This is a genomic window from Chloroflexota bacterium, from assembly GCA_020850535.1.
GTDB lineage: Bacteria > Chloroflexota > UBA6077 > UBA6077 > JACCZL01 > JADZEM01.
The window spans coordinates 18,479-31,758 of sequence record JADZEM010000022.1 but is presented as its reverse complement, the minus strand read 5'-3'; the positions used below and the strand labels follow the sequence as shown (position 1 = coordinate 31,758).

Here is a 13,280-nt window from a genome sequence, read left to right as displayed (position 1 = left end):
GGCGCTCCGGGCGGCTGGAGGGTGGGCGGTGCGAGTCTGCCGTGCCACGAGGGGTGTGCTACGACGCTGGCCGGGCGGCCGTCGCCTCTGCCGGCGTCGATCCGTCGTCCGATCCCGCACGACCGGGCCGCAGCCAGGACAGCGCGGCGGCGGCCACGACGTAGAGCGGCGTCATCGCCAGGAAGACGGCCTGCACGCCGAACCAGGCTGCCACCGAGCTGCCGCCGACCGGCCCCGCTCCGTTGCCGAACGAGCTGGCCGTGGTGATCCAACCGAATGCTGCGCCGCGCTTTGACGGCGGCGTGATGTCCACCAGGAGCGCCTGGAGCGCCGTCGCCATGCCGCCCTGGGTCAGCCCGACCACCGTCCGCAGCGCGATCAGCTGCCAGACCGAGCCGACGAAGGCGTGCAGCGGGCAGAGCAGCGCCGTCAGCAGGCAGCAACCGAGCAGGGCCGCCCGCCGACCGTACTGGTCGGCCAGCCGCCCGACGACGATGGCGCTCAGCGTCGAGGCGACCCCTGTCGCGGCCAGCATCAGCCCGACCGTCGACGCGAGATGCTCGGTGGATGGGACCAAGCTTTGCACGAACAGTGGCAGGATCGGGTTCGGGGCCACGTTCGCCAGCCGCACGATGGCCATCAGGCCGACGACGGTGAGCAACTGACGACGGAGGCGGCCAGCGTCGATCGGATCGCCGGCGGCGGCTGCCTCGTCGACCGGCTCGGCGGTGCGCTCCGGCTCGTGCACCACGAACGCGATCAGGATGCCGGACAGGCTCAGGACCAGCCCCGTCACGCCGAACGCCGCCCGCAGCCCGAACTGGTCTGCGAACACCCCGCCGAGCAGCGGCCCGAGCGCGATGCCCAGGAACAGTGCGGACTGCATGATGCCGAGGACTGTCCCCAGATGGTGCTGCGGCGTGGTCAGCGAGACCAGCGTCGCGATGCCCGTGAAGACGCCCGTCAGCGCGCCGTGCAGGATCCGCAGGACGATCATCTGCTCGGGAGTCTGCACGAAGGCGATGCAGCCGAGCGAGATGCCCGCGCCGAAGAACGCCCGCTGAATCATCAGCCGGTAGCCGAAGCGGTCTGCGAGATGGCCCCAGAGCGGGGCCATCAGGCCCATCGCGATGGCGAAGGAAGCCGCCGCAAAGCCGGCCCACAGGCCGGCCTCCTTCACGTCCGTGACGCCCAGTTGCTGCACGAACAGCGGCGTGAACGGCAGCGCGAAGCCGAAGCCGATCTCCGAGATGACCTGCGCCACCCAGAGAACGGCCACCGTTCGCACCCACGGCGTCGAAAGGCCGCGCCTGAACTTCTCGATTGGCGTCAGAATGGCTGTGCTGTCCTTCGTGGCCGGGCGGACCTGGACGCATCGCCAGGTGGCCGCCCGGCGGGAAAACCGTGGATCGGTCCGCCAGCCGACTGTCGCCGCACGAGGCAAACAGGCGAAGCGCACCATCGTAGCAGATGAGCGATCATACCCCAGGAATTCTGGGCGGTGGCCCGCCCTGCAGGGCGCGTGCCAGCGGTCCCGACCAGCGTGCTTTCATGAAGTGTCCATGACAGCGTCAAACCGTGCGCTTTCACAGCGCACACGTGTCAGCGGGCGGCAGCGGCCGCGGGCGTCGCCGTCTCCGAGCGGCCGGTCGGGCGCAGGCGGGCCGCCAGCCAGCCGGCGACGCCGAGCACCGGCGCAGTCGCCAGGAAGACGGCCGGGATGCTGAAGGCTGCCGCCACGAAGCTGCCGAGGATCGGGCCGCCACCGCTCCCGACAGCGTTGGCCGTGGTCAACACGCCGAACGCCGCCCCACGCTTGCCGGGAGGCGTCACATCGATCATCAGCGCCTGGATGGCAGGGCCACTGCCGCCCTGCGCCAGCCCCAGCGCGATGCGAAGCACCAGCAGCTGCCAGACCGTGCCGGCCAGCGCGTGGACCGCCGAGAGGCCAGCCGAGAGCAGGAGGCCGCACACCAGCACCGTGCGCGCACCGAACCTGTCGTTCAGGCGGCCGATCAGCAGCGCCGAGACAACCGATGCCGCGCCCGTCGCCGCCAGGAGGATGCCGACCGTCGTCGCCAACCCCTCCTCGGTGTGAACCAGCGTCTGGACGAACAGCGGCAGGAACGGCTGCGGTCCGTTCTGTGCCAGTCTGGTCAGCGCCATCAGCAGGATGACGGCCAGCAGTTCGCGCGTCATCAGCCTCTGGCGTCCCGCGCCGCCAGCGCCGGCCCGGCCCGCTTCAGTGCGGACCTGCTCCTTGCTGAGATCTGGCACCAGGAACGTCACCGCCAGCCCCAGCGAGACCAGCAACACGCCGGTGCAGCCGAACGACGCCCGCAGCCCGAAGTGGTCGGCAAAGGCCCCGCCGAGCAGCGGTCCGAGGGTGATCCCCAGGTAGATCGCCGCCTGGAGCAGCCCGAGCACCGTGCTGAGGTGCTGGCGCGGCGTCGTCAGCGAGACCATCGTGGCGATGGCCGTCACGACGCCGGTCATCGCGCCGTGCAGGATGCGCAGGACCAGCAACTGCTCGGGCGTCTGGACGAACGCCACCAACCCGATGACCGTGCCGGCCCCGAAGAGGGCGCGCTGGATCATCCGCCGATGCCCGAAGCGGTCTGCCAGGATGCCCCAGATCGGCGCCATCCCGCCCATCGCCACGGCGAAGCAGCCGGCCAGGACGCCGGCCCACAACCCCACCTCGGCCAGGTCGGTCACGCCGAGCTGCTGCAGATAGAGCGGGGTGAAGGGCATCGCGAAGCTGAACGCGATCTCAGAGACCACCTGAGCTGCGATCAGTACGGCGGCGATACGCACCCACGGCGTGGCCAGGGCGACGCGCAGCCGCCCGACGTCCGTCGGAATGGTCCCCTCCCTTGTGCAGCGCCCCGCGCACGGTCAGGGACGATGCCGAGTCCGCTGGCCGCGCGGCGTGTGTGCGCGTAGCTTAGCTCAGATGGTCTGGTGCGCGGCCAGCCCCGGCGCGCCCTGCCGAGGGCGCTACGGCAGTCCGGCGCCCACCCGGCGGTACACGTCGATCATGACGTCGGCGGCGGCTTCCCAGGTGAACGTCGCCGCGCGCTCCAGGCCGCGCGCGCTGAAGTCGGCGCGCATCTCCGGATTCAGGGCCAGCAGCTCCAGCGCCGAGGCCAGCCGCTCGGTGTCGTCCGGGTCCACCTGCATGCCGGCATCGCCGACGACCTCCGGCAGGGAGCTGGCCCGCGAGGCGACGACCGGCGTCCCGCAGGCCATCGCCTCCAGGACCGGCAGCCCGAAGCCCTCGTAGTGGGATGGGAACGCGAACGACTCGGCGGCTGAGTAGAGCGTGGCAAGCTCGCCGTCCGGGATGAAGCCTGGGAAGACGATGTCGTTGCGGTAGGGCGAGCGGTCCGCCCGCTGCATGGTGCCGTCCGAGAGCCAGCCACGCCGCCCGACCACCACCAGCTTGTGTGGCAACTGGCGGCGGGCCTTGAGCAGATCGAACGCCTCGATCAGCCCGACGAGGTTCTTGCGCGGCTCGATGACGCCGACGAACAGGATGTACGGCGTTGACTCGTCCAGGCCGATGCTCTGGCGGAACGCAGCGATGCGGGCCGGGTCGGTGACGGGCTGGAAGCTCGGATCGACGCCGCCCGGGACCACCGTCACCCGCTCGGCCGGCATGCCCAGCAGGCAGATCACGTCGTTGCGGGTGTTCTCGGAGTCTGCGACCACGTAGTCGGCCCGCTGGACCGAGCGCGGGACGGTGCGCTCAAGGTAGGCGCGCAGCCGGGCGTCGGCGCACTCCGGGTAGAGCAGGAAGGCCAGGTCGTGGACGGTCAGGATCGACTTCGCGGCGCGGACCGGCGGCATCACGAAGTCCGGCGAGTGGTAGATGTCGACCGGCCCGGTGAGCCAGTCCACCGGCAGCGGCACCTGGAGCCGGTGCCACAGGATGTTCATCCAGCGCTCGTTGACCCGCAGCACGCGCTTCGAGATGCGCTGGCCGGCCGGGTAGACGGCGGCCCGCCCGGGGTTCGGCGTGGCATGCATCAGCAGGAAACTGTCGGTCGTGTCCCGCGCGACGACGGACCTGACGAGGCTCCGCACGAACCGCCCGATGCCGGCGTTCTGGTTGATCGCCGAGGTGTAGTCGATGGCGATCTTCAGCGGCCGGGATGCCACCGGCGGGGAAGCGGTCGGAGTCGAGAGCACCATACGGAAAGGTTACCGTTTTTTCGTCAGGAGATAGACGACGACCCCGGTCACAATCAGGCTCCAGTAGCTGATGACCCGGTCGAGGATGGCGACCGACGCGGCCATGTTCTGGTCAACGCCCGGGGCCAGCCCGAAGTTGGCCGCCAGCAGCAGGATGCCGACGATGGCCGACTCGACGAAGCCGAGGCCGGCCGGCGTGATCGGGAGGGTCGTCAACAGCGCCGAGGCCAGTGCCACGAACAGGATGATGGCCGGCGAGAGGCTGGTCAGCCCGAGCGAGAGGCAGACGAGGTAGAGTCGCCCGGCTTCGATGGCCCAGCCGACGATCGAATAGGTCAGCACCAGGGGCATCGCGCGGAACGAGCCGAGGGTGCCCTGCTCGAACATGGCGTAGTGGCCCCGGAAGCGCCTCGGCACCAGCCGCGCGATGAACCCGCCCAGGTTCCGCATCACCATCAGGCCGCCGATGACCAGCGCCACCAGCACCAGGCCGGCCTGCATGATGCTGAGAATCTCCGGCGGCAGCGCGCCCGAGAACGCCAGCAGCACCGAGAGGGCCAGCAGCGAGAACAGCAGCAGCGTGTCGATGATGCGCTCGGCGAGGATGGTGCCGAACGTCTTCGAGAAGGAGACGCCAGACGTACTCTTGAGCAGGTAGGCGCGGTAGGCATCCCCGAGCTTGGCGGGCACGATGCAGTTCGCGAACCAGGAGAGCAGCACGATCTCCGCGAGGCCCATCATCGAGGGGAGGCGGAAAACGCGCCCGTTGTCGGCGCCGGTGCCGTCGTCGCCGTTGGTGTAGCCGACGTTCGCCAGCAGTTGCTGCCAGCGGAGCGCCCGGACCGGGAACGTCAGGTAGTAGAGCGCCATGGCAGCGGCGAACAGGCTGACATTCGTCTGGGCGAGCCGAGCCGTAATCTCCCCGACGTTCACGTCCACGCGTGAGAGCACGAAGCCGAGAATCGCGAGGCCGATGACGAACGATGCGGCAGTGCGGATGTTGAGGAAGCGCCGGGCGAGCGGGTCGGGCTCGGCGGCGGAAACCTCGGCGGTGGGCAGCGTGGGGTGTGCTGGGGCGGCGCTCAGGGGCGTCCGCACCTTGGTCAACGTCTCTTCAGTCACCGATGTGAAACGCCTCCGATGAGCCCGAGCAAGACGCCGATCTGGATGCCGACGCCGTGTACCAGCAGGTTGTCGAACAGGTTGTGGATGCAGAAGACCGCAAGACTGCCAAGCAGTCCCAGGGCCAGCGCACGGGTGAAGGCTGGCGCATATGGTGGATCCAGCGCGACATCCCCGCGTGCCAGCGCTGAGGGACTCGTCGCCTGGATCCGACGTTTCAGGCCTCGGAACGCCATGCCGAGCACCAGGAGCAGTGCGAGCATACCGGGTATGCCCGCCTCGGCTGCCATGTTGAGATAGTAGTTGTGGGCGTGGCCGAGTGCTTCGCGCCAGGGCGGGATGTAATACCGTTCATACGCGGTGGGGTAGTTGCCAGGGCCGACGCCGAGGAACGGGTAGTCTCGAAGGATGTACCAGCCGGCCTGCCAGTGCGCCATCCGCTCGACTACCGCGAAGTTGTCGGAGGTCGGCGGCACGTCGCGCACGTCGAAGATGCCGAAATTCTCGGTGACCGACGTAATGCGCGAGGCGATGGCCGGCGGCAGCAGCCCGAGGATCGAGAGCACCACCGTCAGGGCCAGGATGCCGATCAGCGGCGGCACCAGCCGGCGCGCCCGCGGACTCCAGACCAGCCCCATGATGCCGAGCGAGATCGCCAGGCCGAGCCAGGAGCCGCGCGAGAGGCTGAGGAAGATGCCCAGGCCGATCATCGCGGCGCAGCCGACGGCGATCCAGCGGAAGCGGCCAGGATGGGGGATCAGCACCATCGCCAGGGCGATGGGGAAGATCGTGCCGAGGTAGCCGGCAAACGGGTTCGGTTGGCCGAACATGCCGTGCGCCCGCATGAACGGCCCGATGGCGAACCCGGGCGGCCCCAGCGGCACCGCGAACTGCACCAGCCCCATGAAGGCTTGCCCGGCCCCGGCAAAGAAGAGGGCGGCCAGGACGGCCCGGGCCGCCTGCTCGTCGCGGATGGTGACGCGGGTGTAGACGTAGGCCAGCACCAGGAGCACCCATTTGAGGGTCTCCTTGAAGGCCAGCGGGAGGCTCTCCGCGAACCCGCCCGCCAGGAAGAGCAGGGCCAGGAGCAGGGCCATGCTGCCGAACAGCCCCTCGCGCGGCAGCTCGATCTGCTTGCGGGCCAGCCCCTGGAGCAGCCAGAACAGGATGACCAGCAGCAACAGCGGCTCGAAGGCCGAGATGCTGAAGGCGGCGTCCTCCAGGCCAAAGGTGGGCGAGAACGGGATCGCCGACAGGACGGCGTAGAGGCCGATCATCGGCGAGATCACCATGGCGATCAGCAGCACGAGCGCGCCGTAGACCGCCACCATCCACGGCAGCGGGATCACCCCGACGACCAGGACGAGGATCAGGCCAAGAAGCGCCTTGACGAGCGTCGGGCGGCTGAGCGGGCCGTTGACGACCGGCGGCGCCGCGCTGAACGTCAGCCCGTTCGTGGCGCGGTGGGATAGCGATGTGCTCAACGGGCGTCCACGGAGGCGTTGGTTGGCGCGGAGGCAGGACGATGGGCCGTCGTACACGGGGCCAGCCGGCCTGCAGGGCGACGGTCCTCCGGTGCCGCGCGGCGCATCAAAGCTCGCAAGCTGTCAGCCTCCCGCTGGGAGCGTGTGCGCGACACGCTGGACGAGCCCGAGCCGATAGGTATGGGCCAGCCGGGGTCACGCGAGCCGCTCGACCGCTGGTGGGCGCGGCGGGTGGAGATTGTACACGAGTTCCCTCTGTCGAGTCAGGGCGACGATCGGGTCAGGCAGGGCAATCGCATGGTGAGCGCGTCGTGCGGCATCGTCGAGGCTTGAAAGCCCCGACCGCTTGACGGCGTCTCGGGAATAGCAACGAACATGCCATCGCCTTGTCAGGTCAGGTCAGGTCCTGGGTGGACCGTGGAGCCGGGGGCGGCCGGCGTCCGGCCACGACGGCCACCGCGAGCGTCAGCCAGAAGATGACCGCCATGTCTGGCAGAAAGTAGCCGTTGTCCACGAGGCCGTGCGCCACGAAGTCGGTCATGCTGCCGAGCGCGCCGACGGCCAGCGCGTGTTGGATCGGCGATGATGCCGTACCGTCCTGGGCGGAACTGCCCTGGTCGGCCCGAGCTGCGCTCCAGGTCAGCCGGAGGAAGCGCCAGAGCAGCCAGATCAGCGCGATGAGACCGAGGACGCCGAGCTGCAGCCAGAACTGGAGCACCAGGTTGTGCGGGTGCGACAGGTTCGGCTCGAAGGACGCGCCGGGCGGCATCAGGGCGGGGTACCGGTAGAGGAAGTTGTCCAGGCCGATGCCGAGCAGCGGCGACTCCGCGACCAGCTGGGCGGCCGTCTGCCAGAGCTGGACCCGCACGAAACTGGTGCCCTGGCGCGGGTCGAGGCGGCCGGCCAGCCGCTCGACGGGCGCGGCCAGGAAGACGACCGCGCCGGCCACGATGCCGGCCAGCACGAGCGCAAGCAACAGCCGCCGGCCGCCGAGCAGCCCGACGACGACCAGCAGGGCCAGGCCGCTCGCCAGCCAGCCCCCCACCGAGAACGTCGCGCCGAGCGCCCCGGCGCAGAGCAGCCCGCCGGCGATGGCCCACGGTCGCCAGCGCGGGAGCTGCCACCCGAGCGCCAGCCAGAACGGCAGCGCCCGCCCGAGCAGCAGTGCGAAGTGGTTCGGCGAGGTGTAGGTTCCGAGCACTCGCCGGACACCTTGCACGTCGGTGACGGCCCCGCCAGCCACCAACTGCACCAGCCCGAGGATGGCGACGACGGTGGTGCTCACCAGCAGCGCCCCGACCAGCCAGAGCACGTCGCTGGCCGAGCGAACGGTCAGGCGGCAGAGGTACCAGAACAGCAGCGGCTCGACGATCAGGGTGCGCAGCTCGCGGAGGCTGAGGCGCAGGTACTCGGTTGCGAGCAGCGAGAGGAGGGCAGAGGCCAGCACGAGGACGATGGGGAGATTCATAGCCTCACCGCCCGGGAGGCCCTCACCCCCTGACCCCCTCCGCTGCGCCACCCACCGCGCACCGCGGACCGCCGCTGCCAGCAGGAGCAGCACCTCGTGGGGGGCGAGGCTCTGCCCGCCGAGGCTCAGCCCGAAGCGGTAGAACGGGAGCGCCGCCACCACCGCCGCCAGTATGGCCAGCAGGAGCCGCTGCCAGAGTCGCTGGACGGTCACCGCGCTGGTCTCCGCGGGCGTCACAGCTCCAGCGCGACCGCCCGCACCGGCGAGCCGTCGCCGCCGTCCACCTTGAGCGGCAGCGCCATGAAGATCGTGCGGGGCGTCGGGATGGCGCGCAGGTTGGCGAGGTACTCGATGACGGTGATGCCACGCGGGAAGAAGACATCGTGGGTGACGTGCTGGTCGCGCGGGATGCTGCCCGGGTGCTCGGGATTCATCCGCAGGGACGGATCGGGCGGGTAGTCGTAGCCGACGGCACGGACATCGCGGGCGGCCAGCCACTCGGCGGCCTCGCGAGTGGTCCAGGGCGCGGTTGTCCAGAACTCGCGGGTGTTGATAGCCGTCTTCTGGTCCCAGTCCGTCCGCAACAGCACGATGTCGCCGGCCTGGATATGCTGACCATGCTGGTCGAGGTCGGCGGCGGTGATGCCGTCGTCGGCTCCTCGGTGGGAGAGATCGACCACGGCGGCCGGGCCGCACCACTGGTCGAGCGGCATCTCGGTGATGGTCCGGGCGCCGGGCAGGAAGTGCGCGGGCGCATCGACGTGGGTGAACCCGTGCAGCGGCGTGTGCAGACGGCTGGAGGTGAACAGGTCGCCGTTCGCGTGGGAGGAGGTGATGTGCCGCTCCGGCTTCCAGCGCCAGTGCGGGAAGGTGATCGTGTGCGAGAGATCGATCAGGCGCATCGGCTGAGTCCCCTCCTGCCGCGTGTGGCCACGCAGGGCAGCGTGTCTGCAGGTTGCCAGATAGCGTGTCTGCAGGTTGCCAGATGTTGTGGGCCGTGCCGGGACGTGGTGCTGGAGTCTACCCGCTCACCGGTGTGCGCTGGGCGGCCGGCCAGGCACCCTGAGCAGCGGGACTCGTGATACGCTTAGGCCGCCCCAGACCATTTGTTGCATTGAGAGCGTGAGTGTGGCGCGCCCAGAGACCGCCCTGCGACGGCTGGTATACGCTGCGACCTCGGCCGGCGACCTGTACGATCTGCTTCGGCTCGCCGGCTGCCTGACGACGCGCGGCCGGGTTAATCGCTCGACGGTCGTCACGCTGATGACCAGGACGCGTGACGCTCTTGAGGTACCGTACTCGGTGGGCACGCCGCCGCGGGACGAGCCGCACGACTGCCTGAATGTCTGGGCGTCGCTCGAGACGGCGCTGACGAACGCGGGCTACCTCCAGGTGCAGGCGTGGCCTGAGTCCTGGAAGTACACGTCATCGCCAGAGGTGGCGAAGCGCGTGGATACGCTCGTGGATGAGACGCGGGCGCTGCATCCGCTCCGCGACGAGGACGGCGGCGCCTGGATCGATCAGGCGGCCGAGCAGGTCCGTGCCGAGCGGCGGGCGTCAGGAGAGCCGGGACCCATTCGTTGCAGCGACTGCGAGCGGGCGCTGCCGGACGGCGCGCAGTTCTGCGTCTGGTGCGGGGCGGCGCAGGCGTTCCGGTGCTCGTGTGCCTAACCTCGCCCCGGGGTGAGGTCGCTTCAGACGGCCGGCAGCAGGTCGATGAGCCGCTGGAGCGTCACCAGCCACGCTTCGCCCTTGCCGCGCGCCAGCCGTAGCTGATTCGAGCCGGCCCGCAGCGTCATGCCAATCTCCCGGCTGAGCCGGCTGACGTCGGCGGGCGGCCGGCCGTGCAGCTTGACCACGATCTCATTCTCGGTGGCGGTGATCTGGCTGACGCCTGCCCGCTGGGCCTCCAGGCGCAGCCCCACCTGATAGACGAGGTTCTGGGCCTGGGCCGGCAGCGGCCCGAAGCGGTCCTCCAGCTCGCCGATCAGCCCGCCGACCTGCTCGCCGCTGGTGGCCGTCGCGAACCGCTGGTAGAGGTTCAAGCGGGCCGCTTCGTCAGACACGTAGTCGGCCGGCAGGAAGGCGTCGAGCGGCAGGTCGAGCGACGGCCGCCGGTCCGGACCCGCGGCGTCGTGCAGCGGCGGCGGAGCGCCGGTCTGGGCGGCGCTCATCAGGTCCACGGCCTCCCCGAGCAGGCGGGTGTACAGGTCGAACCCGACCGCCGCGATCTGGCCTGACTGCTCCGCCCCCAGCAGGTTGCCGGCCCCACGGATCTCCAGGTCTTTCATGGCGATGCGGAAGCCGGCGCCAAGCTCGGTCGCCTCGTAGATGGTGCGAAGACGCGCCTCGGCCTGCTCGTTGAGCTGGGTGTCGCGAGCGTACAGGAAGTAGGCGTAGGCGCGGACCGGGCCGCGCCCGACCCGCCCCCGCAGCTGATAGAGCTGCGCCAGCCCGAGCCGATGGGCGTTGTCGATGATGATCGTGTTGGCGTTCGAGATGTCCAGGCCAGACTCGATGATGGTGGTGCAGAGCAGCACGTCGGCCTTGCCCTCTGAGAAGGCGAGCATCACCTTTTCGAGCTGATCCTCGTGCATCTGGCCGTGCCCGACGATGAAGCGAGCCTCCGGCACCAGCTCACGCAGGCGTCGCTGCACGATCTCGATGCTCTGGACGCGGTTGTGCACGTAGTAGACCTGACCGCCCCGGTCCAGCTCGCGGAGGATCGCCTCACGCACCAGGCCGTCGTCGTACTCGGCCACGTAGGTGCGGATCGGCAGGCGCTCCTCGGGCGGCGTCTCCATGACGCTCATGTCGCGGACGCCCGCCAGCGACATGTGAAGGGTGCGTGGGATCGGGGTGGCCGTCAGCGTCAGGACGTCCACCTCCTTGCGAAGCTGCTTCAGCCGCTCCTTGTGCGCCACGCCGAAGCGCTGCTCCTCGTCCACGATCAAGAGCCCGAGATCCTTGAAGCGCACGTCCTTCGAGACCAGCCGATGGGTGCCGATCACCACGTCCACGCCGCCCATGCTGCACGCCTCGACGACTGCCTGCTGCTCCTTTGGGGAGCGGAAGCGGGAGAGCACCTCGACTTTGACGGGGAACGCCCCGAAGCGCTCCTTGAATGTGGTGAAGTGCTGCTGGGCGAGCACCGTCGTGGGGACGAGGACGGCCACCTGCTTGCCGTCCATGACCGCCTTGAAGGCAGCGCGCAGGGCGACCTCGGTCTTGCCGTAGCCGACATCCCCGACCAGCAGTCGGTCCATCGGAATGGCCTGCTCCATGTCGCCCTTGACCTCGGTGATGGCCGTCAACTGGTCCGGCGTCTCGGCGTAGGGGAAGCTGTCCTCCAGCTCGTTCTGCCAGACCGAGTCCGGGGCGAAGGCGTGCCCCTGCGCCAGCTTGCGGGCCGCGTACAGCTCCACCAGATCCTTGGCGATGTCGCGGACGGCGCGGCGGGCGCGGGCCTTGGCACGGCTCCACTCCTGGGTGCCGAGGCGCGTCAGGCTGGGCGCGTCGTCGCCGCCGCCGACATAGCGAGTGACACGGTCGGCCTGCTCGCTGGGGACGTACAGGCGGTCTGCGCCGTCGTACTCGATCAGCAGGAACTCGCGGACCGAGTTCGTCGCACCGTTCGGCGCGTCTGAGCCGCCGGTGCGGTAGAGTCCCCGGAACTTGCCGATGCCGTGATCGACGTGCACCACCAGCTCGCCGGGCTGAAGATCGCTGAGGAAGGCGTCGCGGGCGGCGGTGCGCGTCTGCCGGACAGGACGGCGGACCTTGCGCCAGCCGAACAGCTCGCCATCCGTGTAGACGGCGATGCCCAGGTCTTCCGAGCGCCAGCCCTCCGGCAGCGAGCCGTGGATCAGCGCCAGCCGGCCATGCTCGCCGGCCGCCAGCGGACGCTCCCACTCGGCGGGCAGGCGCATGGTCGCCGCGACCTCGACATTCCGCTCGGCCAGCAGCTCCCGCAGGCGGGCCGTCTGCTGCGAGACGACGACGATCGACTCGCCGCCGCGCATCGCCGGGCGGGCCACGCGGTCGAGGAACGCTTTGAGGCGGCCGGCAAAGGCGGGAGGATGCCCGAACTGGAGCAGCTCGCGGTTGGCATCGTGGGTCAGGTCGACCACCGCGCGCGGCGTCACCGTGTTCAGCGACGAGCGCAGCTCCGGCCAGGTCAGGTAGGCTTTCTCGACCTCGTCCGACAGCTCCCCAAGCGATTGCAGCCGCATCCGGACCTCTTCGGCCTGGGCCTCCAGATCGCGGGAGATCATCTCCAACTGGTACGCCTCGTCCACCAGGATGACGGCGTCCTCGGGGAGATGGTCGAAGAAGGTGGCGGTCTGGCCGCCCGGCGCGCCGGACGGTCGCTCGCGGGCCGGGGTGACGCGTAGCTCCCTGATCCGCTCGGAGGACCGCTGCGTCTCCACGTCGAAGATGCGGATCGACTCGATCTCGTCGCCGAACAGCTCGATGCGGCAGGGCGGCCCGGACGGCGGGTAGACATCCAGGATGCCGCCGCGCCGGCTGACCTGCCCGGGGCCATCGACGAGTGGCCCTGGCTCGTAGCCGGCCTCGACCCAGGAGGCCAGCAGGGCGCTCATCCCGACGCGGTCGCCCACCTTCAGCGTGCGCGACGCGGCGCGGAAGTGGGCCGGCGGGTCAAGCTGATCCATGACGGCGCGCAGGCAGGCCACCACCAGCGGCGGCCGGCCGCCCTGGACGGTGTCCGCCAGGCGCGCCAGCACGTCCACCCGCCGGGCGACCATCGTCGGGTCTTCGGTCAGCTTCTCGTAGGGGAGGGCGTCCGGGGCCGGGAAGTGGAGCACGTCGGCCGGCTGGCGCGCCCAGACCAGGAGATCGTCCCACGACTGGCGGGCGTTGCCCGGCCGGGCGGTGAGCAGCACGACCGTGCGACCCAGCGCCTCGTGGAGGGCGGCGACGGTGTACGGTTTGGCCGGATCGGCCAGCGAGAGGCGGATCGGGTCGGAGGTCGGCGCGGCGGCCAG

The 13,280-nt window shown here is 70.1% G+C and carries 9 protein-coding genes; 1 reads left to right on the top strand and 8 read right to left on the bottom strand.

What is annotated here, in order from left to right; translation table 11 throughout:
* Positions 1–58: 58 nt before the first annotated feature.
* From IT306_04070 to IT306_04040, 7 genes are all read right to left on the bottom strand, one after another.
* Positions 59–1,279 (bottom strand): MFS transporter, encoded by a 1,221-nt coding sequence (locus IT306_04070; protein ID MCC7367573.1) that lies wholly within the window; start codon positions 1,277–1,279, stop codon positions 59–61.
* Between the two features lie 323 nt (positions 1,280–1,602).
* Positions 1,603–2,784: an MFS transporter gene (locus IT306_04065; GenBank protein ID MCC7367572.1), complete on the bottom strand. Its 1,182-nt coding sequence runs from the start codon at positions 2,782–2,784 to the stop codon at positions 1,603–1,605.
* 216 nt (positions 2,785–3,000) lie between these two features.
* The gene (locus IT306_04060) at positions 3,001–4,197 is read right to left on the bottom strand and encodes a glycosyltransferase family 4 protein (GenBank protein MCC7367571.1); all 1,197 of its coding nucleotides are present in this window, start codon (positions 4,195–4,197) and stop codon (positions 3,001–3,003) included.
* Positions 4,198–4,206: 9 nt separating this feature from the next.
* Positions 4,207–5,319, bottom strand: coding sequence for a flippase-like domain-containing protein (locus IT306_04055; GenBank protein ID MCC7367570.1), 1,113 nt, complete (start codon positions 5,317–5,319; stop codon positions 4,207–4,209).
* Positions 5,316–6,803, bottom strand: coding sequence for an O-antigen ligase family protein (locus IT306_04050; protein ID MCC7367569.1), 1,488 nt, complete (start codon positions 6,801–6,803; stop codon positions 5,316–5,318). The genes IT306_04055 and IT306_04050 overlap by 4 nt, the downstream gene beginning before the upstream one ends.
* 394 nt (positions 6,804–7,197) lie before the next feature.
* Positions 7,198–8,484, bottom strand: a complete 1,287-nt coding sequence (locus IT306_04045; protein MCC7367568.1) for an O-antigen ligase family protein — start codon at positions 8,482–8,484, stop codon at positions 7,198–7,200.
* 20 nt (positions 8,485–8,504) lie between these two features.
* Positions 8,505–9,173: a cyclase family protein gene (locus tag IT306_04040; GenBank protein MCC7367567.1), complete on the bottom strand. Its 669-nt coding sequence runs from the start codon at positions 9,171–9,173 to the stop codon at positions 8,505–8,507.
* A 226-nt stretch (positions 9,174–9,399) separates the two neighbouring features.
* On the opposite strand from IT306_04040, the gene IT306_04035 reads away from it, so the two are divergent.
* A complete protein-coding gene (locus tag IT306_04035) occupies positions 9,400–9,942 on the top strand; it encodes a zinc ribbon domain-containing protein (GenBank protein ID MCC7367566.1) in 543 nt (180 codons plus the stop codon).
* 23 nt (positions 9,943–9,965) lie between these two features.
* On the opposite strand, the gene mfd is transcribed toward IT306_04035, so the two are convergent.
* Complete coding sequence (mfd, locus tag IT306_04030; GenBank protein ID MCC7367565.1) at positions 9,966–12,746, bottom strand: transcription-repair coupling factor; 2,781 nt, start codon at positions 12,744–12,746, stop codon at positions 9,966–9,968.
* Positions 12,747–13,280 lie beyond the last annotated feature (534 nt).

What these genes read in the sequence shown, in the direction of transcription:
- IT306_04040 (MCC7367567.1), bottom strand. Translation starts at nt 9,173, where the DNA reads ATGCGCCTGATCGATCTCTCGCACACGATCACCTTCCCGCACTGGCGC.
- IT306_04060 (MCC7367571.1), bottom strand. Translation starts at nt 4,197, where the DNA reads ATGGTGCTCTCGACTCCGACCGCTTCCCCGCCGGTGGCATCCCGGCCG.